The organism is Clostridium manihotivorum (assembly GCF_004015185.1).
GTDB lineage: Bacteria > Bacillota > Clostridia > Clostridiales > Clostridiaceae > Clostridium_AR > Clostridium_AR manihotivorum.
Genome location: NZ_CP025746.1, coordinates 2,185,222 through 2,210,957, shown reverse-complemented (window position 1 = coordinate 2,210,957; position 25,736 = coordinate 2,185,222). Strand labels below are relative to the sequence as shown.

26 protein-coding genes are annotated in these 25,736 nt (G+C 33.2%); 5 read left to right on the top strand and 21 right to left on the bottom strand.

Annotated features, from left to right (window positions below; translation table 11 throughout):
• Positions 1 to 156: 156 nt before the first annotated feature.
• The 21 genes from C1I91_RS09850 to C1I91_RS09750 all read right to left on the bottom strand — a co-directional run bounded on the left by C1I91_RS09850 (position 157) and on the right by C1I91_RS09750 (position 20,516).
• Entirely contained in the window at positions 157 to 708 is a 552-nt protein-coding gene (locus C1I91_RS09850) for a Uma2 family endonuclease (protein ID WP_238475954.1), read from the bottom strand.
• A 152-nt stretch (positions 709 to 860) separates the two neighbouring features.
• The gene (locus C1I91_RS09845; RefSeq protein WP_128212723.1) at positions 861 to 1,157 is read right to left on the bottom strand and encodes a metal-sensitive transcriptional regulator; all 297 of its coding nucleotides are present in this window, start codon (positions 1,155 to 1,157) and stop codon (positions 861 to 863) included.
• Between the two features lie 297 nt (positions 1,158 to 1,454).
• Entirely contained in the window at positions 1,455 to 3,239 is a 1,785-nt protein-coding gene (aspS, locus tag C1I91_RS09840; protein ID WP_128212722.1) for an aspartate--tRNA ligase, read from the bottom strand.
• An 11-nt stretch (positions 3,240 to 3,250) separates the two neighbouring features.
• Entirely contained in the window at positions 3,251 to 4,507 is a 1,257-nt protein-coding gene (gene hisS / locus C1I91_RS09835; protein ID WP_128212721.1) for a histidine--tRNA ligase, read from the bottom strand.
• An 18-nt stretch (positions 4,508 to 4,525) separates the two neighbouring features.
• Positions 4,526 to 5,950 carry a coproporphyrinogen III oxidase gene (locus C1I91_RS09830; RefSeq protein ID WP_128212720.1) on the bottom strand — a complete coding sequence of 475 codons (1,425 nt, stop codon included), beginning with the start codon at positions 5,948 to 5,950 and terminating at the stop codon, positions 4,526 to 4,528.
• Between the two features lie 33 nt (positions 5,951 to 5,983).
• Complete coding sequence (locus C1I91_RS09825) at positions 5,984 to 6,583, bottom strand: MBL fold metallo-hydrolase (RefSeq protein WP_128212719.1); 600 nt, start codon at positions 6,581 to 6,583, stop codon at positions 5,984 to 5,986.
• Between the two features lie 12 nt (positions 6,584 to 6,595).
• Positions 6,596 to 7,045 carry a D-aminoacyl-tRNA deacylase gene (dtd, locus tag C1I91_RS09820; RefSeq protein ID WP_128215958.1) on the bottom strand — a complete coding sequence of 150 codons (450 nt, stop codon included), beginning with the start codon at positions 7,043 to 7,045 and terminating at the stop codon, positions 6,596 to 6,598.
• An 87-nt stretch (positions 7,046 to 7,132) separates the two neighbouring features.
• Positions 7,133 to 9,316 carry a RelA/SpoT family protein gene (locus tag C1I91_RS09815; protein ID WP_128212718.1) on the bottom strand — a complete coding sequence of 728 codons (2,184 nt, stop codon included), beginning with the start codon at positions 9,314 to 9,316 and terminating at the stop codon, positions 7,133 to 7,135.
• A gap of 118 nt (positions 9,317 to 9,434) precedes the next feature.
• Positions 9,435 to 9,953: an adenine phosphoribosyltransferase gene (locus tag C1I91_RS09810; RefSeq protein ID WP_128212717.1), complete on the bottom strand. Its 519-nt coding sequence runs from the start codon at positions 9,951 to 9,953 to the stop codon at positions 9,435 to 9,437.
• Between the two features lie 39 nt (positions 9,954 to 9,992).
• Positions 9,993 to 10,844: a DHH family phosphoesterase gene (locus C1I91_RS09805; RefSeq protein ID WP_128212716.1), complete on the bottom strand. Its 852-nt coding sequence runs from the start codon at positions 10,842 to 10,844 to the stop codon at positions 9,993 to 9,995.
• A 148-nt stretch (positions 10,845 to 10,992) separates the two neighbouring features.
• Positions 10,993 to 11,859, bottom strand: coding sequence for a protein translocase subunit SecF (secF, locus tag C1I91_RS09800; RefSeq protein WP_128212715.1), 867 nt, complete (start codon positions 11,857 to 11,859; stop codon positions 10,993 to 10,995).
• 5 nt (positions 11,860 to 11,864) lie between these two features.
• Positions 11,865 to 13,130, bottom strand: coding sequence for a protein translocase subunit SecD (gene secD, locus C1I91_RS09795; RefSeq protein ID WP_128212714.1), 1,266 nt, complete (start codon positions 13,128 to 13,130; stop codon positions 11,865 to 11,867).
• Positions 13,131 to 13,206: 76 nt separating this feature from the next.
• On the bottom strand, positions 13,207 to 14,568 hold the full coding sequence (gene scfB / locus C1I91_RS09790; protein WP_128212713.1) for a thioether cross-link-forming SCIFF peptide maturase: 1,362 nt from the start codon (positions 14,566 to 14,568) through the stop codon (positions 13,207 to 13,209).
• Positions 14,569 to 14,663: 95 nt separating this feature from the next.
• Complete coding sequence (scfA, locus tag C1I91_RS09785; RefSeq protein WP_128212712.1) at positions 14,664 to 14,801, bottom strand: six-cysteine ranthipeptide SCIFF; 138 nt, start codon at positions 14,799 to 14,801, stop codon at positions 14,664 to 14,666.
• Positions 14,802 to 14,869: 68 nt separating this feature from the next.
• Positions 14,870 to 15,238 carry a TIGR04086 family membrane protein gene (locus tag C1I91_RS09780; RefSeq protein WP_128212711.1) on the bottom strand — a complete coding sequence of 123 codons (369 nt, stop codon included), beginning with the start codon at positions 15,236 to 15,238 and terminating at the stop codon, positions 14,870 to 14,872.
• Positions 15,239 to 15,291: 53 nt separating this feature from the next.
• Positions 15,292 to 15,570 (bottom strand): preprotein translocase subunit YajC, encoded by a 279-nt coding sequence (gene yajC / locus C1I91_RS09775; protein WP_128212710.1) that lies wholly within the window; start codon positions 15,568 to 15,570, stop codon positions 15,292 to 15,294.
• A gap of 36 nt (positions 15,571 to 15,606) precedes the next feature.
• On the bottom strand, positions 15,607 to 16,746 hold the full coding sequence (tgt, locus tag C1I91_RS09770) for a tRNA guanosine(34) transglycosylase Tgt (protein ID WP_128212709.1): 1,140 nt from the start codon (positions 16,744 to 16,746) through the stop codon (positions 15,607 to 15,609).
• A 23-nt stretch (positions 16,747 to 16,769) separates the two neighbouring features.
• On the bottom strand, positions 16,770 to 17,795 hold the full coding sequence (gene queA, locus C1I91_RS09765) for a tRNA preQ1(34) S-adenosylmethionine ribosyltransferase-isomerase QueA (protein WP_128212708.1): 1,026 nt from the start codon (positions 17,793 to 17,795) through the stop codon (positions 16,770 to 16,772).
• A 9-nt stretch (positions 17,796 to 17,804) separates the two neighbouring features.
• Positions 17,805 to 18,845 carry a Holliday junction branch migration DNA helicase RuvB gene (gene ruvB, locus C1I91_RS09760; protein ID WP_128212707.1) on the bottom strand — a complete coding sequence of 347 codons (1,041 nt, stop codon included), beginning with the start codon at positions 18,843 to 18,845 and terminating at the stop codon, positions 17,805 to 17,807.
• Positions 18,846 to 18,858: 13 nt separating this feature from the next.
• Entirely contained in the window at positions 18,859 to 19,461 is a 603-nt protein-coding gene (gene ruvA / locus C1I91_RS09755; RefSeq protein ID WP_128212706.1) for a Holliday junction branch migration protein RuvA, read from the bottom strand.
• 464 nt (positions 19,462 to 19,925) lie between these two features.
• Positions 19,926 to 20,516, bottom strand: a complete 591-nt coding sequence (locus C1I91_RS09750; RefSeq protein WP_128212705.1) for a hypothetical protein — start codon at positions 20,514 to 20,516, stop codon at positions 19,926 to 19,928.
• Positions 20,517 to 20,724: 208 nt separating this feature from the next.
• On the opposite strand from C1I91_RS09750, the gene sufC reads away from it, so the two are divergent.
• The 5 genes from sufC to sufU are packed head-to-tail and all read left to right on the top strand — an operon-like array spanning position 20,725 to position 25,643.
• Positions 20,725 to 21,477 carry a Fe-S cluster assembly ATPase SufC gene (gene sufC / locus C1I91_RS09745; protein ID WP_128212704.1) on the top strand — a complete coding sequence of 251 codons (753 nt, stop codon included), beginning with the start codon at positions 20,725 to 20,727 and terminating at the stop codon, positions 21,475 to 21,477.
• An 8-nt stretch (positions 21,478 to 21,485) separates the two neighbouring features.
• The gene (sufB, locus tag C1I91_RS09740; protein ID WP_128212703.1) at positions 21,486 to 22,886 is read left to right on the top strand and encodes a Fe-S cluster assembly protein SufB; all 1,401 of its coding nucleotides are present in this window, start codon (positions 21,486 to 21,488) and stop codon (positions 22,884 to 22,886) included.
• Positions 22,887 to 22,899: 13 nt separating this feature from the next.
• Positions 22,900 to 24,009, top strand: a complete 1,110-nt coding sequence (gene sufD / locus C1I91_RS09735; protein ID WP_128212702.1) for a Fe-S cluster assembly protein SufD — start codon at positions 22,900 to 22,902, stop codon at positions 24,007 to 24,009.
• Positions 24,002 to 25,228: a cysteine desulfurase gene (locus C1I91_RS09730; protein ID WP_128212701.1), complete on the top strand. Its 1,227-nt coding sequence runs from the start codon at positions 24,002 to 24,004 to the stop codon at positions 25,226 to 25,228. Before sufD ends, C1I91_RS09730 begins: the two co-directional genes overlap by 8 nt.
• Positions 25,215 to 25,643, top strand: coding sequence for a Fe-S cluster assembly sulfur transfer protein SufU (gene sufU / locus C1I91_RS09725; protein WP_128212700.1), 429 nt, complete (start codon positions 25,215 to 25,217; stop codon positions 25,641 to 25,643). The genes C1I91_RS09730 and sufU overlap by 14 nt, the downstream gene beginning before the upstream one ends.
• Positions 25,644 to 25,736 lie beyond the last annotated feature (93 nt).

Genomic DNA, 25,736 nt, shown 5'->3' with positions numbered 1-25,736 from the left:
ACCTCCTTTGGGTTTATTGTTTTTTGGTGATTACATTAAATCAAAGGTTACTGGCTATTTCACGTCTAAATTTATGGTAATTAGACAACTTATAACCATATTAAAATTGTCAATGGAAAGTTTAATCAAAGATTAAACGGTAGTGTTAAAACATAATTATTCAAAAACTTTTTTTATCTCTAAGGATAACCCTTCAAAAATACTTGATTTAACTAAATCATTTTCAAAATAAATTTTAGGCTCTCCGTATACATCATTTTCTAAATTAAATATTTGTATAGTTCTGTTTTTAGGACTTACTATCCAGTATTCATTTACCCCAAACCTCATATATAGATTTAGTTTCTTTATGTAATCATCGGAAGCATTTGAGGGTGACACTACTTCTACAATAAGTCTAGGTACTCCATTAAACTGATTTTCATTTGTAAGATTATGCCCACAAATTACACTTATATCAGGTTGAACTCTTTTTATTTCCTCATTTTCATCATCTAAAATTATATCAAAAGGAGCTATATATGGCCTGCAGCCTTTTCCCAAAAAGAAGTTTCTAAATTCACTTGCAATATTTAACACTATACTTTGATGCTGAGCTGTTGGTGTAGCTTGCATTATAATTTCTCCATCAATAAATTCTGCTCTATCCACATCTTTAGTAATTTCTAAAAATTCTTTGTAAGTATATCTTTTTCTTTGGGGCAACATATGAAATCACTCCTTCCATACTGCAACTTATTTTAATAATTATATCATAAATCCATTGTCAACTAAAGATTTTAATAATAGACCATATTATAGAAGTGTTCTCCACAATATGGTCTATTTTCTCTAGGTTATTATATAGTTATGCTGCTTAATTACTTCATAAATGTATTGATTGTCTTAATGAGCTGAGCTAATCCCTCTTCTGCTTCTGAGTCGTCAGGTATGCCCATGCAGTTTCTAGCATAATCCTCTATGATCATGCCTCCTACTTTGTTTATTGCTGCTCTTATAGCAGCTATTTGAACAAGAACATCTGGACAGCAAACATTCTTGTCTATCATATTATGAATGCCTTTTACTTGCCCTTCTATTCTTCTTAGTCTAACTAATATATCTTTTTTAAGCTTTTCACTTTTTTCATCTACAACATCATCAAATGTTTCGTCCATAATTTATCACTCCTATTAGTATACCTATATACCGTATATATTGTATCATCTGACTATATTTTATACAATATTAAGATATAATTTCCTAGTTCCATATATAAATTCGTAATGAGTTATAAACCTAAAACTTAAGAGTTGCTTTTTTCAAGCAACTTTACCTAAAGTATAAGTTTCTAAAGCATAAAAAAAGTCGCTGAAACTCTTCAGCGACTTTTTATCTCATATGCCTTTCCGAATATATAAAAAGTTCGTAAGACAAATAAGTTCTATTCTCTATATAAGCTATGTTGATTCTTATTATTTTTCATTCTTAACTGTAGCAATTCCTAATTCAGTTAATTGCTTTTCATCTACCACATTAGGAGCTTCTGTTAAGTAACAGAATGCATTTTGGTTTTTAGGGAATGTTATAACGTCTTTTATGTTATCTGTTCCAGCTAAGAACATTATCATTCTATCAAGTCCAAAAGCTAATCCGCCGTGAGGTGGTGGTCCGAACTTAAAGGCTTCAAGTAAGAATCCGAATTTCTCCCATGCTGATTCTGTAGTAAATCCTAAAGCTTCAAACATCTTCTCTTGTAACTTAGTATCATGGATTCTTATGGATCCTCCACCAAGCTCTTCTCCGTTTAGAACTAAATCGTAAGCCTTAGCTCTTACTCTTCCTGGTTCTGAAGTTAAGAACTCTATATCTTCATCCATTGGCATTGTGAATGGATGGTGAGCTGCAAAGTATCTTCCTTCTTCTTCGTCGTACTCGAAAAGTGGGAACTCAGTGATCCAAGTGAAATTGAACTCATTCTTATCTTTTATTAAATCAAATTTCTTAGCTAATTCTAATCTTAGTTGACCTAAACTTTGGAACACTACAGAGTTCTTATCTGCAACTATTAGTATTAAGTCACCATCTTCAGCATTCATAGTATTTATTATATTCTTAAGTTCGTCTTCCTTCAAGAATTTAGCTATAGGTGATTTAACTTCATTTTCCTTAAGTTGAATCCAAGCTAATCCCTTTGCCTTAAAGGTCTTAACGAATTCGCCTAGTCTATCTATATCTTTTCTTCCCATAGAAGCTCCACCTTTTAAGTTAAGAGCTCTTACAGATCCGTTATTAGCTATAGCATCAGCAAACACTTTGAATTCTGCAAACTTCACAACTTCAGTAAGATCAGTTATTTCCATACCAAATCTTAGATCTGGCTTATCTGAACCGTACTTTTCCATTCCTTCTTTGAAGGTCATTCTCTTAATTGGAAGCTTAACTTCTACACCTAATACTTCCTTAAATACATGAGCTATAAGACCTTCATTTAAAGCCATTACATCATCTGCTTCAACAAAGCTCATTTCAAGGTCAATTTGAGTAAATTCAGGCTGTCTGTTAGCTCTTAAATCTTCATCTCTGAAGCATTTAGCTATTTGGAAATACTTATCAAAGCCTGACACCATTAGAAGCTGTTTAAATAACTGTGGTGATTGAGGCAATGCATAAAACATTCCTGGATAGTTTCTTGAAGGCACTAAGTAATCTCTAGCTCCTTCTGGAGTTGATTTTGTAAGTATTGGAGTCTCAACTTCTAAGAAACCATTGTTATCTAAATAATCTCTTACAGCCTTAGTAGCTCTATGTCTTATCTTGAATATATTTTGCATATCTGGTCTTCTTAGATCAAGATATCTATATTTTAATCTTATATTTTCTGCAGCATCTAAATTTTCTTTTATATATATTGGTGGAGTTTCAGACTCTGATAATATCTTTATGTATTTAGCCTTAAGCTCAACCATTCCTGTAGGAATATTGTTATTTGGTGCTTCTCTTTTTACAACTTCACCTGTAACAGCTATACAGTATTCTGGTCTTACAGCACCTGCTTTATTAAAAGCTTCGCTGTTTATCTCATCTCCAAAAACAACTTGAAGGATTCCAGTTCTGTCTCTTAAATCTACGAACTCTAATCCACCTAAATTTCTTTTTCTTTGAACCCATCCCATTACTGTTATGCTTTCACCGATATTGCTTTCTCTTACTTCACCACACATTATGGTTCTCTTTAATCCTTGTAATGCTTCACCCATGGTGTATCCTCCTATTGCTCTTTTATTAATTTTGCAAGGCAAGCTAAATCATCTAGATTTACAACCTGTTCCTCACCACTTTGCATATTTTTAATCTTTGCAGATCTATTAGCAATTTCGTCTTCACCTAATACTAAAGTGAATCTTGCTCCAATCTTGTTAGCATATTTCATTTGAGCCTTTACGCTCTTTTTCATATGGTCACATTCACAGTATATTCCATATTTCCTTAAATCGCAAATCAATTTTAAGGCTTCAAAATTGGACTTTTCCCCTATTGAACCTACAAATAAATCTATATAAACTGGCTTAGGAATATCTACTCCTTGATTTTCGATTATCATAAGCAGTCTTTCTAGTCCTAATCCAAATCCAAAGGCAGGCATTGAAGGACCACCAATCTCCTCGATTAGCTTATCATATCTTCCGCCTCCACAAACAGTAAGTCCATCGTGTATTATCTCAAAAACTGTCTTTGTATAGTAATCCAAGCCTCTTACAATCTTAGGATCTACATTATACTTTATTCCTAAAGCATCTAGATAACCTTTAAGGTTCTCAAAGTGTGAACTACATTCTTCGCAGATAAAATCTAGGATTATTGGAGCTTTTTCTGTTATCTCCTTGCACTTCTTTTCCTTACAATCAAGTATTCTCATAGGGTTTCTATCGAATCTAGTCTTGCAAGTAGGACAAAGGTTATCATGATTTTCCTTAAGATATTCTTTTAGAGCGTTATTGAACTTTTCTCTGCAGTGTGGACATCCTAAGCTGTTTATGTTTAAACTTAGATCATTAAGTCCAAACTCTTCTAATGCTCTCATTGCTAGAGATATTATCTCTGCATCTACAGAAGCTTCCTTAGATCCGAAAACCTCTATACCATATTGGTGGAATTGTCTAAGTCTTCCCTTTTGAACATTTTCATATCTAAATGCTGGTGTAAAGTAATAAAGCTTTGTAGGCTGAGCATCTGCATAAAGGCTGCTCTCAATGAAAGCTCTAACTGCTGGTGCTGTACCTTCAGGCTTAAGAGTTACGCTTCTTCCACCTTTATCTTCAAAAGTATACATTTCCTTTTGAACTATATCTGTAGTTTCTCCTACTCCTCTTAAAAATAGTTCTGTGTGTTCAAATATAGGAGTTCTAATTTCTTTTATTCCATACTCTCTTGATAATTTTCTAAACTTCTCTTCTACGTAATGCCACTTATATGCATCTCCTGGCAGCATATCCTTTGTACCCTTAGGTGCCTGTATTGATGACATGTAAATTACCTCCAAAACTTAATATAGTGTGTTAAGCAAAGCTATTTTGCCTTCTATCATCTCATCTATTCTATTAATGTACTCTTTAACATCCTTTACATTTCCAAAACGCTCTATTCTACTTTCTTCTAAAAACACTACCTTTGAAACCGCATCCGCTCCTAAAGCAATTATAGTTTGATTGTCTTCAATCATTTGAATGTTATATATACACTCTTTCTCTTCTTTAGAATAACCTACGTTCTCCATATTTCCCACCATATTTTTTTGTCTATACATATAATATGGGTGCATGCCTAAGTCTTTCGCTAAAGCTTTAGTCTTATCATACATTTTATTTAACTCATCCTGTTTAGGGATATGTATACTTTGCTTTAAAACTAGATTTTCATGAAGTCTTGAGCTTCTTTTAATAGACATTCCATGAACTGTAAGGCTATCTGGATTCAAATTAAGTATACTTTCATAGGTATTGTGGATTTCTTTTAGACCTTCATTAGGAAGTCCTACGATTATATCCATATTTATATTATCAAAGCCTAGACTTCTAGCCAAGTTGAACTTTTCAACCACATCCTGTACACTATGATTTCTACCGATTTCTTTTAAGCTAGCATCATTCATACTTTGAGGATTGATACTTATTCTATCTACAGAATATCTCTTCATAGTCTCCAGCTTTTCAACAGTTATACTGTCAGGTCTTCCACACTCAACTGTAAATTCCTTGATATTTCTGTTATAAACAAAACTATCATAGACCTTCTTCATTAGGTCCTCAAATTGTTCATTGTCTACAGAGGTTGGTGTTCCACCACCAAAATATACAGTTTCTATTGTTAAACTTTTGCTATCTACATATTCCTTAATAGCAGCTACTTCTTTTGATAATGCTTCTAAATAAGGGTCAACTTGCTTCTTGCAACCAGCTATTGGATTAGATGCAAAAGAACAGTAAAGGCATCTAGTAGGACAAAATGGCATACCTACGTAAATACTTATTGTGTTACTATCTTTATTTACAAACTTTTCTTCATACTTAGCTACTTCTATGCAAAGCTCAGCTTTTTCTCTTTGTACTAAGAATTCATCCTTATAGTGTTTTATTATCTCTTCTTCAGATAGTCCTTCGTTTATAAACTTTAGGGCTCTCTTACTTGGTCTAATGCCAATCATAGTCCCCCAAGGATATTTCTCTCCTGTGAGCTTAGATAAAGCTATAAAAATGTTTCTTTTTATTTCTTCTTTCTTACATTCTTCAATATTTCCTTTATAAAGGACTTCTTGAGATTTTTTCAGTTCCATATTGTCAGCATTTATTGACACGCAGAAATCTTCACCTTCCTTGACAAAAGAAATGTCTTGAAAGGTGAAGAAAATATTGAACATCTGATACACATCATATCTATATTTTTCATCATTTAGTTTTATCTTAATTTCCATAAGTGCTCCTTACATAAAGGGAATTGTTATAAACTATTCTAAAAACGGATTATTATTTCTCTCAAAACCAATAGTTGTAGTATCTCCATGACCAGGTAATACTCTTACAGAGTCATCTAGAATCATTAATTTTTCAGTAATGCTACTTATTAGGGCTGCAAAGTCTCCTCCAGTAAAGTCAGTTCTTCCTATTGACTGCTGGAACAAGGTGTCACCAGCTATTAGTATATCACCCATTAAAAAGCACATTCCACCAGGAGTGTGTCCCGGAGTATGTATACACTTAAGCTTTATGCCTGCAAATTCTAGTTCATCTCCATCATTTAAATAATGGTCAGCCTTTGGAAGATTACCAAAAACATAAGTGTTTTTTAAGATGAGCTCTTCTTCTATTTGATTTATATAAAACTCTATTCCGTACTTATCCATTATATCTACTACTGCTCCTACATGGTCGAAGTGTCCATGGGTTATAAGAATAACTACTGGTTTTATATTTTTACTTTCTAAATAGTCTATTATCTTTTCGCTATCTGCACCGGGATCAATAACAATTCCTTCACTGGTAGTGTCATTGACAACGATGTAGCAATTTTCGAAGTTTGATCCTACTGGAATTCTAGCTATATTCATATCAAGACCTCCTTAAAAATTCTTTTTACTATCTAATATCAAGGTTACAGGACCATCATTTAGAATGTCTACCTTCATATCAGCTCCAAAGATTCCTGTCTCTACCTTTATGTCTTCTTTTTTGCACATATCTACAAATAGATCATAAAGCTTCTTAGCCTCATCTCCTCCAAGAGCTTCCATAAAGTTAGGTCTTCTTCCTTTTCTGCAGTCTCCATACAAAGTGAACTGGGAGATTAATAAAAGTTCTCCCCCTACTTCCTTCAAAGATTTGTTCATCTTCGCATTTTCATCCTCAAATACTCTAAGGTTTATTACTTTATCTTTTATATACTTTAAATCTTCTACAGTATCATCTTTACTGATTCCTATAAGCACATTAAAGCCTTTTTCTATTTTCCCTACAATTTCATTATCCACAGTCACAGAAGAGCTTTTTACTCTTTGAACCACTGCTCTCATGACATCACATCCCATTACAATTATATTAGAATTTTTACAAAACATATTTATAAAATGCTATGTTTAATAATATAGTTATATATTAATCTAGCTATTCATTCTATATACATCAAGAACGCCTTTAAGCTTTCTTATCTTTCTCATTAGCTCCTTAAGCTGTTCTACATTATCTATCTTTACCTTTATATTTACTAAAGCTGTATTAGTCTTTGTAGAGTTTGCATTAAGGCCATTTAGAGGAAGTTTTGATTCTGTTATCACCGTCATGATATCTGCAAGAAGTCCATCTCTATCTTCAGATCTAACTTGTATCTCTGCAGTGTAAGCACCTTTTGCAACACCCCAGTTTACTTCCACTATCTTTTCTGGTTCTTCAGTCATTATGGTCTTAAAGTTACTACAGTCTTTTCTATGTACTGAAATACCTCTGCCTCTAGTTATAAACCCAACAACCTCATCTCCAGGCACTGGATTACAACACTTTGCAAATCTCACCATAAGGTTACTTTCACCTTTAACAGTTATTCCATAATTGATATCTTTTTTATGTACTCTTTCACCTTTAGATATATGTTCTTCAATATTTTTTGTTATCTGTTCATTAGATTGAATAACTTTTTCAGTGGCACTGTATTCTTTAAGCCTAGAAATTATAGTCGAAGCTGATACCATACCTATTCCAACTGCTGCATATATATCATCTACAGTTCTTAGGTTATTGTATCTCTTAAGAAGCTTTTCAAAACCTTCACCTTTAACTAAATCAGAAAAATTAGTAAGTTGCTTTTTTGCTTCCTTTTCGATTATATCTTTACCTTTATCTATATTTTCTTCTCTCTTAGCTCTTTTAAACCATTGTTTTATCTTACTCTTAGCTTGGTTGCTAGTGGCAATATTAAGCCAATCTATATTAGGACCCTTTGCCACTGAGGAAGTAAGTATTTCTACAATTTCACCAGTCTTTAGCTTATAGTCTAAAGGAACCATCTTCCCATTTACCTTAGAGCCTACGCACTTATTACCTACATCTGTATGTATCTTATAAGCAAAGTCTATAGGTGTAGAATCATTAGGTAGACTTATAACTATACCCTTAGGAGTAAAGACAAAAATCTCGTCTGAGAATAAGTCCATCTTGAAGCCTTCCATAAACTCCTCTGCATCTGCAGTATCTTTCTGCCACTCCAGCATATCTCTTAACCAAGAAAGCTTAGTTTCAAAGGTATCTTCCTTGTTTTCAGAACCGCCTTCTTTATACTTCCAGTGAGCAGCTATACCGTATTCTGCAGTTTTATGCATCTCGAAGGTTCTAATTTGAATCTCGAAAGTCTTTCCTTGATGGCCTATTACTGTGGTGTGCAAGGATTGATACATGTTAGGCTTAGGCATGGCTATATAATCCTTAAATCTGCCAGGTAGTGGTTTATATATGGTATGAACGATTCCTAAAGCTGCATAGCAATCTTTTACTGAATTTACTAAGATTCTTATAGCAGTAAGATCAAATATTTGCTCAATATTCTTATTCTTGTTTACCATCTTTCTGTATATGCTGTAAAAATGCTTTGGTCTTCCATCTATATCAGAATCTATTCCAGCAGACTCAAGATTTTCCGTAAGTTCATCAATTATACTAGCTATGTAATTTTCTCTTTCAATTCTCTTTTCAGCAATCTGCTTAACTAAGTCGTAGTATTCCTCTGAATGTAAATACCTAAAGGCTAAATCTTCAAGCTCCCATTTTATCTTAGACATACCTAGTCTGTGTGCAAGTGGCGCAAATATATCAAGGGTTTCCTTAGCTTTTTCTTTTTGCTTAGCCTCAGGCATAAATTTTAAAGTTCTCATGTTATGAAGTCTGTCTGCAAGCTTTATTATTATGACTCTTATGTCTTTAGCCATGGCAAGAAGCATTTTTCTAACATTATCTGCCTGCTGCTCTTCTTTGGTCTTATATCTTATCATGTCTAGCTTAGTAACACCATCAACCAGATCAGCAACCTCTTGGTTGAACATATCTTTTATATCATTATAAGTGTAATTCGTATCCTCAATTACATCATGTAAAAGTCCAGCCGCTATAGTACTAGTATCCATACCTAGCTCTGCTAAAATGGAAGCAACACTCTCAGGATGTATTATGTACGGTTCACCGGACTCTCTCTTCTGAGACTTATGTGCATCTGCCGCTAAATTATATGCTTTTTCAATAAGTGCAAGGTCTACGTTATTACAGTTATGTTTAATTTTATCAATTAAGATCTCAAGCATACGAATTACACTCCTCATTCATAATTGTTAAATTGCTCATTTAAAGTCAAAGGCTGGTTTTATAACCAGCCAAATATATCTTTTATTATATTATATCTATAGAAATAAGTCTATAGTATTACAAATCATATTGAACTAAAGATGTTATATCATAACCCTCAAGTTTTTCTCTACCATTTAATTCTGTAAGCTCTATCGCAAACGCAAGTGATACCACTTCTCCACCAACTTGTTCTATAAGCTTTGCAACTGCTCCTATAGTTCCTCCAGTAGCTAATAAATCATCAACTATTGCAACTCTAGCACCTGGCTTTATTGCATCCTTATGGATTTCTAAACAGTCCTTTCCATACTCTAATTCGTATTCAACAGCTACTGTATCATATGGAAGTTTACCTTTCTTTCTAACAGGAACAAATCCCACACCTAAAGCATATGCTACTGGCACTCCAAAGATAAATCCTCTTGCTTCTGGTCCGACTACTACATCTATTTGTTTTTCTTTAAGGTAACTAGCTATTTCGTCGATTGAAGCTTTTAAGCCTTCGCCATCTCCTATTAGTGTAGTGATATCTTTAAAGCTTATTCCTTCCTTAGGGAAGTTATCAATAACTCTTATTTTATCTTTATAATCCATTTTTTCTCCTCCAAATAATTATTAATTGATTATGTATCATTATCTTATCTTTTCATTGTATAAGTACTTTGTAATTTGTCTTGCTCTTGATATGTCATTTGTTGTTAGGAGTTCCACCACTATTCTAGCATTATCTTTCTTGTCCACAGCTCCAATCGCAGGAGTTATAACATTTATTATTTTTCTTATACTATCACAATTAAATTCATCAATATTATAAAATTCCATTATAGCTCTTAGCCCATAATTATTCGTATTATTAAGAAAGTTTATGCCTTCCTTGATAAAAATAGAATTTTCTCCTTTGCTTTCAGCATCAGATGATATAGTACCTAATAAAATCAAATCTAGGTATCTATTTATACTCTTCATATTATAGTATATAGCAATAGCCTGCATCAACTTAAAAGTTACTCCTGAGGCGGATAGATTTTTATATCTATAAGAACATCCTTCTTGGCTTGGATTAATGTAAATCGATTTTAAATCAGATTTAACTTTTTTATTTTCTGTGACAATCAAATCTATACCTAAACTACCACAGAGAATTTCTTGCTCTTTTGATTCTAGTCCACATCCACTGGTTATCAAAAGTTCTGCACCAAGAAAATGAATATGATTCCTTAGGGTTTCTGTTTCTAAACTGTGCGAATTATTTTTTTCATCACCTATATAATATTCAACATCTGCATTCAAGTATTTTAAAACAAGCAAAAGGGAGGCTAAGCCGCACAAACCATCAACATCGCACCCTGAATATATAACGATCTTTTCCCTTTGGTTTATTGCTTTAACCAATCTTTCTATGGCCTTATTCATATTTTTTATTATAAATGGATTGTATCCAGTTATATAACTAGGGCGATATATGCTCTCCCAAATCTTTTCCATGACTAACTCCTCCAAAAATAGAAAACAACTATATTATAATTTAAAATTACAGTTTTGACAAACACTTTTGGAGAAAATATGACAGACCTCCACAAAATATGTAGAGGTCTGTCAAACTTTATCGTCAAATTATGCATTTCAAGGATTGTTAAGCTGCTTCTTTTATCTTTTCTTTTCTATTTCTTAGCATTACCCAAATTGGACTTGCTATAAATATTGAAGAATAAGCTCCAGATACTATACCAACTATAAGTGGGAAAGCAAAATCTCTTACAGAAGGTACAAAGAAATATACAGCACTGGTAGTTATCAATGTAGTCAAAGCTGTATTTATAGATCTTGCAAAAGTTTGAGTTATACTTCTATTAGCAAGCTCTACATAATGCATCTTTCTATATTTCTTAGTATTTTCTCTTATTCTATCAAATATTACTATAGTATCACTCATAGAGTAACCTATTATAGTAAGTATGGCAGCTATGAATGGTGTATTTACAGGTAGATTGAACACTGAATACACTGTTAAGGTTATAAGTACGTCATGAATTAACGCAACAATAGCAGCTATACCAAAATTAAATTCGAATCTTATTGCTATATAAGCTAGTATTATTACTAAAGATATCGCTAATGCAATGAAAGAGTTTTTTGTAAGCTCAGAACCAACAGACTTACCGATTTGTTGCTCTGAAAAATCCTTATCCTCAATTTTGTACTTATCTTTAATATCCTTCTTAATGTTACCAACCTTAGTGGTATCCATATATTTGGTCTTAATTTCAAGCTGAGTATTATTAATAGTGTTTGTAGTAGCATCATCAAGATACTTTTTAACAATTGCATCAACATCTGATTTATTAAAACTCTTTTTAAAATCTATTGTAATCTGAGAACCACCTTTAAAATCTATACCAAAATTAAGTCCACCTCTATATATCATAAAGCCAATACCAATTGCTATTATTAACAAAGAGGAAATAAACCATATTTTTGTTTTTTCTATAATCTTAAACATCTGCTTTACCCCCTTTTGACTCTAAATGCAACTGGTTTATTAAGCAATCCCATATTAACAGCTAAATTCATAAGTGCTCTAACTACTACTATAGCTGTGAACATACTTAGTACAACACCTATAAGTAATGTAAGCGCAAAGCCTTTTACAGGACCTGAACCAAAGAAATATAATACAAGTGATGATATTATAGTAGTTAAATTGGAGTCAATTATTGAAGACATTGCATTGTGGAATCCAGCTTTAACAGCTGTTTTTACTGACTTACCAGTTCTCAATTCTTCCCTTATTCTTTCAAACATCAGGACATTGGCATCTACCGCCATACCTATTGTAAGCAATAAAGCTGCAATACCAGGTAAGGTAAGTGTAACTCCAACACCTACAAAGGTGAATAAAACTAAGGATATAAATAATGTTAATCCTAAACAAGCAATTAAGCCTGGGCCTCTATAATATAAAATCATAAATAAGAATATAATTGCTATACCTACAGCTCCTGCTTTTAAAGCATTAGGAAGAGCATTTGCTCCTAGCTGAGCTCCTACTGTTTGAGTAGATACTGCTTTTACAGGCATAGGAAGTGCACCTGCATTTATTATGGAAGCTGTTTTTGTAGCTTCTTCTACTGTCCTATTTCCAGTTATTTGAGCTTTTCCATCGATTATTGCATTTTGTACAGTTGGGCTAGTAAGCTCATCTTGGTCCATATAAATAGAAATCTTTTGTCCTATTAATTTAGCAGTAGCATCTGCGAATTTTTTCTTCCCAGATTCATTAAATTCTAATTCTATGATTACCTGACCAGTGTTTGGATCATTACCAACACTTGCTTTGGTAACATCTTTACCAGTTAATAAAACATTTCCACTAGGATCTTTAAAGCTTAGTTCTCCAGTTTTACTTAAACTATCAACTATACTTTTTGAATCGTATTGACCTGGAATATCAACTCTGATTCTTTTGTTACCTTCTGTTGTAACAACAGTTTCAGCAACTCCAGCTTTATTAACTCTTAGAGAAATCATTTCCTTAGTCTTATCTAAGTCTGACTTAGCAACTGCTTTGTCAGATTGGATTTCCATTGTAACTGTTACTCCACCTTGTAAATCCAACCCTTTTGTAATTGATTTCTCGAAAGACTTAAATTCCCATTGGTTTGCTCCTGAGCCTATAACCAACCCATGGAACCCCGCAAATGCCAGAAAAGCTATTCCAGCAACGCAGAGAATAAAAAGTATGATACTTTTGCCTTTGCCTTTTGTTTTCATTTTTATCCCCCTCTGTTAATTCTCATACTGTAGATTATAATACCTAGCTAATATTATGTCAATAAATGGGAGGTTACTATTGCATTGTAACAGCTTTTAATGCGATAGCGCACTCAATTCTCTTTTTTTGCATCTCACAACCTATCTCATATGGTACATGAATATCACCATTGAAATTGAAGTTATTAGCTTGACATCCACCGCTGCAGTAGAATCTAGCCCAACATTCCTTGCACTTTGGCTTATTATATATATGAGCTGTTTTAAATTCTTGCTCTAAATCTTCATCAATGTCTAAGCTATCTAAGTTACCTATAAGGAAATCTTTGTTTCCTACGAACTGATGACATGGGTATATCTCTCCATCAGGAGTTATAGCTACATACTCATGCCCTGCTCCACAGCCTGAGATTCTCTTATACACACATGGCCCACCGTTTAGGTCAATGTTAAAATGATAGAAAGTAAACTGATTCTTACCTTCGTTATGTCTTCTTACCATTTCTTCATATAACTTATCATATTGTTCAAATATAACTGGTAGGTCTTCTCTTCTTAAAGAAAGTTCATGTTCATCTGGAAGTACAACTGGTTCTATTGATATTTCCTTAAAACCTTCATTTGCTAAAGCCATTACATCTTCAAAGAAATCAGTATTATTTCTTGTAAAAGTACCTCTAGCATAGTATTGCTTAGACTTATCTCTCTTATCTACCATCTTTTTAATATTAGGTAGAATTCTGTCATAGCTACCGCTTCCATCTACTCTTACTCTTACTGCATCATTTACATCTTTTCTTCCATCTATAGACAATATTATATTTCCCATGTTTTTATCCATGTATTCCATTATTTCATCATTTAATAATGTAGCATTGGTAGTCATGGTAAATCTAATATTCTTTTTGTGTATTTTCTCTTGTTCTCTAGCATAATCAACTATTTCTTTTATAGTATCAAATACCATAAGCGGTTCTCCACCAAAAAGATCCACTTCTATATTTCTTCTTGGACCAGATTTTTTTATAACCCAGTCAATTGCTTTTTTACCAATTTCCGCACTCATTGGCTTTCTGCATCCCTTATATTCTCCCTCATCAGCAAAACAGTATTTGCATCTTAGGTTACAATCGTGGACTACATTTAAGCATAGAGCTTTTATGTAGCTGTCATCTCTATCACTCATTGCTATATCTTCATATAAATCTTTAGAGTAAAGCATACCCTCCTCTATTAATTCATTTATATCATAAAGTGCTTCTTCTATTTCTTCTTTTGTGTAAATTCCTGAAAAATCATTTGTTAATTGTTCTTTATCTCTTAACTTTTCATCATCTATAAGATCATAAATAAGCTTGTCAACTATATGAACGCTACCAGAATTTACATCAATCACATAAAAATCATTACCTTTAGTAAACTTGTGGATTAATGCCAATTTAAATTCCTCCTAACTAGATTGATGGCAGTAACTTAAAAGTTACTGCCACTACTAACTTCATTATGTTATAATTAATTTTTTAAAGCTTATAATTAATTTTCACACGCTAAGTTCGCTACTGTACATGAAGTCTTACAAGCTGATTGGCATGAATTAGCACATTCCTTACATCCTGGCTTACAAAGACTGTTCTTAAGGCTTGATCTGTTTATAGTTTTAATATGCTTCATTTCATACTCCTCCATTCTATTGATTACTAAGCCATTATATCACATACATTAGCCATAATAAAGACTTTTTATATATTTATTCCTAACATTCCAGATAATACTCCTACTGACAAAGCCAGCAGTCCTCTCCATAAATCATTTACAGAAAAACTCATATTACCTCTAAAAACTGCGGAGACTATTAAAATAAGTATAAAATAGCAGAGACCAACTCCAAAGCCTACAATCCAGCCTTTTTCGCCATTCTTTCTAGAAGCATAGACTGCTCCCAGCAAGATGCTTAAACATGTAACAACAACCCAGGTTACACTTAGGGTTTTTACACTTAAAAGACTAAAGCTCATCACTATGCTTATGGCAACAACAAAAATCATAGTCGCTATAAGCGATCTCAATACTCCCTTTGCCACATTCGAAAAATACTTGCTCCACTCCAAAACAAACACCCCCTATCCACTAAATCTTATGTGGACAAGGGGTGTAATATAACCTATTTATTATCTTCTTTTTGATTTACAAGACTACCTATGCCTTGTCTTGAGAGCTTTATTCTTGCTCTATCTGGACCGCTTTCTAATATTATGTAATCGTCTTGAAGATTTACTATCTTTCCGATGATTCCACCTTTAGTCATTATTTCATCATTGACTTTTAGATTTTTTAGCATCTCACCGTACTGTTTTCTTCTCTTTCTGTCTGGAATTATAAGTATAGCGTAAAAAACCACTAACACTAACACCATAGGTAATAATTGAATAAGATATGGCATATGAATCCTCCTCTACAAGTTTATACAATATATATATTAAGCTCTTCCTCCCCATTCTTCAAGCTTTTGTTTCTTGAAGTCTGCGAAATAGTCTCCATCGATGGCATCTCTTATGTCCTGCATCAATTTATTATAGAAATACAAGTTATGAAGTACACACAATCTCATTGCAAGCATCTCCTTAGCCTTAAATAGATGTCTTATATAAGCTCTTGTATAACTCTTACAAGTTGGACATTGACACCCCTCATCTATAGGTCTTGCATCAGTTTCAAACTGCGCATTCATTATGTTTATCTTTCCGTTTTTAGTGAACACATGACCGTGTCTTCCATTTCTAGCAGGTAGAACACAGTCAAAGAAGTCTACCCCTCTTTCTACTGCTTCTAAAATATTGCTTGGAAGTCCAACTCCCATAAGATATATAGGTTTGTCTTCTGGTAGATGAGGCACTACAGAATCTATTATTCTATACATCTCTTCATGAGTTTCACCTACAGCCAAGCCTCCAATTGCATATCCGTCAAGATCCATCTTCGCTATGGTTTTAGCATGCTCAATTCTTATATCATCATATACTCCACCTTGATTGATTCCAAAGAGCAATTGTTCTTTATTAATTGTGTCTTCTAAAGAGTTAAGCCTCTTCATCTCTTTAGCGCATCTTTCAAGCCATCTTGTAGTTCTTGCAACTGAAGCTTCTACATATTCTCTTGGAGAAGGATTAGGTATGCATTCATCAAAGGCCATAGCTATAGTAGATGCCAGATTGCTCTGTATCTGCATACTTTCTTCTGGTCCCATAAAGATTTTCTTACCATCTAAGTGGGAATTAAAATACACCCCTTCTTCCTTTATCTTTCTCATTCCAGATAAAGAAAACACTTGGAATCCACCGGAATCGGTAAGTATAGGTCTATCCCAATTCATAAACTTATGAAGTCCACCCATAGTCTTAACAACCTTATCACTTGGTCTTAGATGTAAATGATATGTATTAGAAAGTTCAACTTGGCAGTTTATCTCTTTCAAATCCATGGAAGATACTGCGCCTTTAATGGCAGCCAAAGTTCCTACATTCATAAATACTGGTGTTTGAATGGTACCATGAGGAGTAACAAACTGTCCTCTTCTCGCTTTTCCATCTTTTTTTAGTAAAGTATATCTTTTAGTCAAAGTTCCACTTCCTTATCTTACTTTTAGTGTATAAACATAGCATCTCCAAAGGAGAAAAATCTATAGCCTTCTTTTACTGCTGTGTTGTAGGCATTTAATATATTTTCTTTTCCAGCAAGAGCACTTACTAACATTATAAGCGTTGATTCTGGAAGATGAAAATTAGTTATTAATGCATCTACTACTTTAAAGTTGTAGCCTGGATATATAAAAATATCCGTCCATCCGCTTGATTCACTTAAATTACCTTCGCTATCTGCTATTGTTTCTAAGGTTCTAGTAGATGTGGTCCCAACAGCAATAACTCTTTTACCTGCCTTTTTAGTATTGTTTATAATATCAGCAGTTTCTTTAGAAAGCTGGTAAAACTCAGAATGCATATTATGATTTTCTACATCCTCAACCTTTACTGGTCTAAAAGTGCCAAGCCCTACATGAAGTGTAAGATAAGCTACATTTACACCTTTTGCTTTTATTTTCTCTAACAATTCATTAGTAAAGTGCAAGCCAGCTGTAGGTGCAGCAGCAGAGCCCTTTTCTTTTGAATATACAGTCTGATATCTTTCTTTATCATCTAACTTTTCATGAATATATGGTGGAAGAGGCATTTGGCCTAACTCATCCAAAACTTGTTCAAAGATCCCTTCATAAGTAAAATCTATTATCCTGTTTCCTTCTTCTCCTATTTCTTTAACTTCAGCCTTAAGCTTCCCATCTCCGAAACTGAACTTTGTTCCTATCTTAGCCCTTTTACCAGGCTTAGCAAGACATTCCCATCTATCATTCCCTAGTCTTTTTAGAAGCAGGAATTCTATTTTTCCTTTAGAGTCTTCCTTTTCTCCTATAAGCCTTGCTGGAAGCACTCTAGTATTGTTTAGTACCAAAGTATCTCCTTCATTAAAATAATCTAAAACATCGTGGAATATCTTATGTTCTATCTCTCCACTATTCTTATCAAGAACCATCAATCTTGAAGAATCTCTTTCTTCTAAAGGAACTTGAGCTATAAGCTCCTCTGGTAAATCAAAATAAAAATCACTTGCTTTCATTTTATCCTCCTATTTGTCAAATAAGCTAGACTGTCCTAAATATCCATTGTTATTAGCTTTTCTGCTTCTTCCTAGATGTTTATAAGCTTTATCTGTAGCAACTCTACCTCTTGGAGTTCTAACTATGAACCCTCTTTGTAAAAGATATGGTTCATAAACATCCTCTATGGTATCAAACTCTTCCCCTATAAAGTAAGCCAAAGTCTCAATTCCAACTGGACCGCCTTTAAAGTTGTCTATAATAGCTTCTAGTATACTGTTATCGATTCTATCAAAGCCTTGACTATCAACTTCTAGAAGCTCAAGAGCTGCTCTTGCTGCATCTACATCAACAATATTATTACCCTTTACTTCTGAGTAATCTCTAACTCTTTTCAATAACCTATTAGCTATTCTTGGCGTTCCCCTAGACCTTCTAGCTATTTCAAAAGCACCTTCTTCTGTTATCTCACAGTCAAGTATGCTCGCAGATCTTACTATTATCTCCTTCAGCTGCTCATCAGTGTAATATTCCATAGAGCAAAGCACACCAAATCTGTCTCTCAGCGGTGCTGTAAGCATACCAATTCTAGTGGTAGCACCTATCAAAGTAAACCTTGGGAGATCTATTCTTATGGATTTTGCAGACGCCCCTTTTCCTATAACTATATCAAGGGCATAATCTTCCATAGCAGGATACAGTATTTCCTCAACACTTCTGTTGAGTCTATGGATTTCATCTATAAAAAGCACATCGTTATCACTTAGTGTTGTTAAAATAGCCGCTAAGTCTCCCGCTCTTTCTATAGCTGGACCTGAGGTTATTTTTAAATTACCACTCATTTCCTTAGCAATTATATTTGCCAAGGTAGTCTTACCAAGACCAGGTGGCCCGTATAATAAAGCATGATCTAATGCTTCATTTCTATTTTTAGCTGCTTGTATAAAAATACTTAATCTCTCTTTTACTTTGTCTTGACCTATGTATTCGCTTAACTTTTGAGGCCTCAAGCTATATTCAGAGTTAATTTCTTCTTCCTTCTTGTCAGATGACGTTATTCTCTCTTCCAAACATTTTCACCTCTTAATTCATAAGTACTTTTAAACAATTCTTTACTATATTCTCTAAAGTATCATTTTGATTAACACTTCCAAGAGCTTTTTGAGCTTCCTTTTCTGTATACCCTAAGGCAAGCAAAGCAGATAAAGCTTCTGAAATATTTGATGCATAACTATTATCATCTGTAAAGCTATTTTCAAAATCCGTTGGTGTCAAATCTTCATTAGGTTTCAATTTATCTCTAAGTTCCAATATTATTCTTTGAGCAGTCTTCTTTCCTACTCCAGGAGCTCTTGTTATATGCTTTTCGTCACCTGTCATTATAGCATACTTTAGATTGATAGGTGAGCTTATAGAAAGAAGAGATAGTGCTGCTTTAGCTCCTACGCCATTTATAGTTAAAAGCAATTTAAATAAGTCTAGCTCTTCCTTGGTTAAAAAGCCATATAGTCCAATAAAGTCTTCTCTAACTATCTGTTCCAAAAACAACTTTACTTCCTCATCCACCTTAGGCATCTTTGCAAGGGTACTTCCAGATGTAAAAATCTTATATCCAATTCCTAAATTTTCAACCACAGCATAATCTTTATTTATGCCTTTATACTTTCCTATTATATACTCATACATTTTAACCCCTCCAAATGCACTTAAGTAGTTTCAAACCTACATATTACTTTAACATTTTAACTTAGTTTTATCAACAGAGGAAATTTTAAGATATATCAGTTTTAAATAAACTCTAACGCTATATCAAGTTTTTCCTTACCATACACTTTAATCATTGATAGAACCTATAAATTCTTAACAATTTAAGAAGTAAAAAATATAAAAATTTATAATTATATAAACTTATAATTATATGCGTAAAAAAAGCTCACTGAATCCTTCTTCAGTGAGTTTTCTACGAATCATTACAAAAAACAAGTATTATCCGACCAACATCAAATTACTATAACTTGATGCTCATCGAATTTCCACTTCATTTTTTGGATGTATCACTTCATATTAGATTTATTTTCTCAAACTCTCCTCTCAGAATCCAGAGGAGTTTTGAAAATAGATTTAGGATTAAAGTGCTACATCTTAATTATTTAAAAGTATCCGCTGGCAGCTTCCTCTGCATCATCTCTTGTCTTGAATTGCATCTTAAAGTTTACTATGTCTTTTTTATCTTGTTCAGGTAAAGAACTTACTTTCTTTTTATCCGCGAATATGTCCTTTGAAGCATTTTCTATAAAAGGCACACCTTTAGAATCAGTCTTATATATAGCAAAAAAATCATTCTTTTCTCCTAAATAATATCTGTTAGGTTGTAACTTGTTTATGAAAGATCTGCTAAGTATAATCTGAGAGTCATCCATGCTTTCAATTGAATAGCTAAGGGCTTTAAAGTGATTTACTAGATCATCTTTTTTAAGACCTTGTTCAATTCCCAAATCTTTTTTTAGTTCTTTTACAGTATATTCTCCATCGATTATAAACTGTTCAGAATCCTTGCTTTTAGATTTAAGTACTAATTTCATATCATCCTTCAAATATCCATTTTCAGAGTTATATACAACGTTATTGCCATTAGTCTTTTTATCCGCAAGATAATATGATTTTGTAAGATAATAGCTCAAAATAAATACTGCAGAAGAAAGTAGTATTAATATTGATATTTTCAATAATTTTTTCTTCATATAATCACCTCTAATGGATATTTTTGACTTTGAATTAAATATTTATACATCTTTCTTTTTATTATTTGCATTAGCATTAAAAAACTGGGAAATACTAAATAGAAATTATATAGAATCATGCAATATTGACTAAATTCCCACATAGTGCTATGATTTAAATATAATTCAGAGTAAAACACTCTACATTAAGAAATTGAGGTGCGATGAAATGAAAGATTTACTTTTGGAAATTAATAACCTTAAAACAAAGGTTGATGATAAGGAAATATTAAAAGGGTTAAACCTAAAGATAAATAAAGGTGAGGTTCATGTGGTTATGGGACCTAATGGTGCTGGTAAGTCAACACTAGCAAACACAATAATGGGTCACCCTAAGTATTCTGTAACTGATGGTGATATTGTCTTTGAAGGAGAAACAATTAATGAGCTTAAACCAGATGCAAGAGCAAAGAAAGGTATATTTTTATCCTTCCAAGCTCCTGAAGAAGTACCTGGTATAACAGTAGAAAACTTTATAAGAACTGCAAAATCTAATATTGAAGATAAGCAAATAAGCTATCTAAGCTTTAATATGAAGCTTCAAAAGAAAATGGATTTATTAAAGATCAATAAAGAATACGCAGAAAGATATTTAAATGTAGGTTTTTCTGGTGGTGAAAAGAAGAAAAATGAAATTCTTCAAATGATACTTCTAGAGCCTAAACTAGCAATATTAGATGAAACTGATTCAGGTCTAGACGTAGATGCAGTAAAACTTGTATCTCAAGGTGTAAGCATGTATAAGAACGAGAATAATTCAATGCTTATAATAACTCATAATACAAAAATACTAGAGCATATTACTCCAGATTTTGTCCACGTGTTAGTAGATGGTAAGATAATTCATACTGGCGACGCAGCTTTAGTTGAAGAAATAAACACTAACGGTTTTGAAAAATTCCTAAGTGAGATAAATAAGTAGGTGATGAGATGAGTAAAACATATGTTGAGGATATAGATAGAGGTATTTATGATATCTATAATGAAGACAATTTTAGTTACAAGTCAGAAAAAGGATTAACTGAAGAGATCATAATTAACATATCAAAAGAAAAGAATGAACCAGAATGGATGTTAAACTTTAGACTTAAATCTTTGAGAATATACAATTCTATATCTGTACCAACTTGGGGACCAGATATAAGCGAACTTGATATGGATAACATCGTAACCTACGTTAAGCCAGACACCCCTATGACTGGTTCTTGGGATAAGGTCCCTGAAGATATAAAAAGCACTTTCGAAAGACTTGGTATACCTCAAGCTGAAAGAGAGTCACTAGCCGGTGTAGGTGCTCAATATGATTCAGAAGTTGTTTACCACAATGTTAAGGAAGAACTAGTTAAACAAGGCGTAGTATATACAGATATGGAAACTGCAGTTAGAGACTATGAAGATATAGTGAGAGAACATTTTATGAAACTTGTTCCTCCTAGTGATCATAAGTTTGCTGCACTTCATGGTGCTGTTTGGTCTGGTGGCTCCTTTGTATATGTTCCTGAAGGAGTTCAAGTAGATATTCCACTTCAAAGCTACTTCAGATTAAACTCTCCTGGTTCTGGTCAGTTTGAACATACTCTTATAATTGTAGAAAAGGGAGCAAAGCTTCATTTTATAGAAGGTTGCTCAGCTCCAAAATATAGCGTAACCAACCTACATGCTGGATGCGTAGAACTATTCGTAAGAGAAGATGCAAAGCTAAGATATTCAACCATTGAAAACTGGTCTAGAAACATGTTAAATCTTAATACAAAAAGATGTGTTGTAGAAAAGAACGGTACTATAGAATGGGTATCCGGATCCTTTGGTTCAAAGGTTTCTATGCTTTACCCAATGAGTATATTAAAAGGTGAAGGTGCTAAATCTGAGTTTACTGGAATAACTTTTGCTTCAAGCGGTCAAACCCTTGATACTGGTACTAAGGTGGTTCACGCTGCTCCAAACACTTCATCAACTATACACTCAAAATCTATCTCAAAAGATGGTGGAACTGCAGTTTATAGAGGTGTAGTAAAAATAAATAGCAACGCTGTTAATTCAAAATCTTATGTATCTTGCGAATCATTGATGCTGGACAGCAAATCAAAGTCAGACACAATACCTGTGATACAGATTGAAAATGATGAAGTAGATATCGGACACGAAGCTAAGATAGGAAGAATAAGCGACGAAGCTATATTCTACTTGATGAGCAGAGGTATAGACGAAGAAGAAGCTAAAGCTATGATAGTTAGAGGTTTCGTAGATCCTATCACAAAGGAACTCCCTCTAGAATATGCTGTAGAAATGAATAATTTAATTAATATCGAGCTTGAAGGCACTATAGGATAAGGAGGGGTGAAGATTGGAAAACAAGATTTTAAAAGAGTTAAATCAAATACCGGTAAGCACATTTAGATGGCTTAAGATAAACAGTGTTTCCTTAAAGGAAGAAATAGATATACCTGAAGAAAATTATGAGAGAGAATATTGTGAATTCAAAGAAACTCCAGAATACTCCCTTCATCCCATAGCAAAGGCACAAACTCTGGAAGCGCTATTTAGCGATAGTGATTATGAAGGAGTTTCAAAAATACAGCTTGAAGAAATTATAGAATCAAGCAACGCTGGCTTTGCTCTAACTGTACCAGCTAACAAAACTGTGGATGAATTAATTTATGTAGATTATGAATTAAATACTAAGAATCCTAAGCTTATAGATAAAAGTTTAATATTTGTGGGAGAAAACAGCACAGTAAGTATACTAGTTAAATATACCTCTAAGGATGAGGAAGCCTACTATCACAATGGATTAACTAAAATACTAGCTAAAAAGGGAGCTACTATAAACCTTTATGTAGTTCAAGATTTAAACTATAACACTAACCACTTTAATTCATTATTTTCTATGGTTGAAGAAGGCGCTAAAGTTAACTTAGTTCCTATAGAACTAGGTGCTAAAAAGGCAATTACCAATTACTCCTCAGTACTTTCAGGAAATAACAGCGAAAGCACCATAGAGTCAATATATTACGGTGATTCCGATAGGCTAATAGATATTAATTATAAAATGACTCACCTAGGTAAGAAAACCACTAGTAATATAGATGTAAAGGGTGTTTTAGCAGATAAGGCTAAAAAGACTTTTAGAGGAACACTTGATTTTAAAACTGGCGCTTCAAAGTCCAAAGGCTCTGAAGAAGAATACGTAATGCTTCTATCTAAGAACGCTAGAAATAACTCAATACCGTTACTGCTTTGTGAAGAACATGATGTTGAAGGACAGCATGCTGCTTCAGCAGGTAAGATAGATGAAGATGCTCTATTCTATCTTATGAGCAGAGGTATAAGTGAAATAAATGCTAAGAAGCTTATGATTGAAGGTTATCTAACACCAATAATAGATAAGATTCCAGTAGAAGATCTAAGGCAGCAATTAATGGATTCTGTAAAGAACAGGCTTCAAAATGAATAACTTAAAAGAATTATTTCCTATTTTAGATCAGAGCTTCAATGGCTTACCAGTGGTATATCTTGATAGTGCTGCCACCACTCAAAAGCCAACTTCTGTAATAGAAGCTTTGAACAAATACTATAGGGAAATAAATGCAAATCCTCATAGAGGAGCTTATACTTTAAGCGTTATGGCTACCGATAGCTTTGAGCAAGGAAGAGAAAAAGTTAAGGATTTTATAAATGCAAAGTCTTCTAAGGAAGTTATCTTTACCAAAGGTACCACTGAAGCTCTTAACCTTATAGCCTACTCTTACGGTAACTTCAACTTAAACAAAGATGATGAAATAGTTATAGGAATAACAGAACACCATTCAAACCTTATTCCTTGGCAGCAAATAGCAAAAGCTAAAGGCTGCAAATTAAACTACTTCTATTTAAGCCCCGACTATGAGTATACTCAGGAAGAAATAGATAAAAAGATAACATCGAAAACAAAGCTTGTCGCTATAGGTCATGCATCCAATGTTCTAGGTACTTTAAATCCAGTTGAGTATATTATTCATAAAGCTCATGCTGTAGGTGCAAAGGTTGTTGTAGATGCTGCTCAAAGCATAGCCCATAGAAAAGTAGATGTTCAAAAATTAGATGCAGATTTCTTAGTTTTTTCTGGTCATAAAATGTTCGCTCCTATGGGCATCGGTGTTTTATACGGAAAACAAGAGCTTCTTGAAGAAATGCCTCCCTTCCTTTACGGTGGGGACATGGTTGAATATGTATATGAACAAGAAACAACCTTTGATGAATTACCTCATAAATTTGAAGGTGGAACTCAAAATGTCGAAGGTGTCATAGGTTTATCTGAAGCTATAGACTTTATAAACTCTATAGGTATTGACAATATAATGAAACATGAGCATGAAATTATATCTTATGCTTATGATAAATTGAACGAATTAGGATTTGTGAAGATTTATACTACAAGTAATAAGGATCTTTTAGGATCTGTAATATCATTTACAATAGATGGTATACATCCTCATGACTTAGCAACAATTCTTGATTCAAAAGGTGTGTGTGTAAGAGCTGGAAATCATTGTGCCCAACCACTAATGAGATATCTTAATATAAATTCCACTTGCAGACTTAGCGTTTCAGTCTACAATAATAAGGAAGATATAGATGCTTTAGTTTCTGCACTAGAGTATGCTAGGAGGTTATTTGGTTATGGATCTAAGTAATATTTATACTCAATTAATAATGGAACACAACAATTCAACTAGAAATAAGCGTCATCTTGAAGTACTAGATAGAGTAGAAAAAGGCCATAATCCTAGTTGTGGTGACGAAATACAGCTTGAAATTAAATTTGAAGGTGACTTTATAAAAGATGCTGCTTTCACAGGAACAGGCTGCGCTATATCTCAAGCTTCAACTTCAATAATGATAGACCTTATTAAAGGCAAGAGAAAAACTGAAGCTTTAGAGCTTGTAAACACTTTTATTTCTATGATTAAGAAAGATATCACTGATGATGAAGAGCTAGAAAAATTAGAAGATGCTCTTATATTCAAAAATATATCTAATATGCCTGCTAGAGTTAAATGTGCAGTTCTAGCTTGGCACACTCTAAATGAAGCTATAAAAAGTGAATAAGAAAACTATTAAGACGTACTACTTCATATTAGAACAGCGTTCCAATATAAAATAGTACGTCTTTTAACTAATCATTAAAGTAATGTTAAAAAG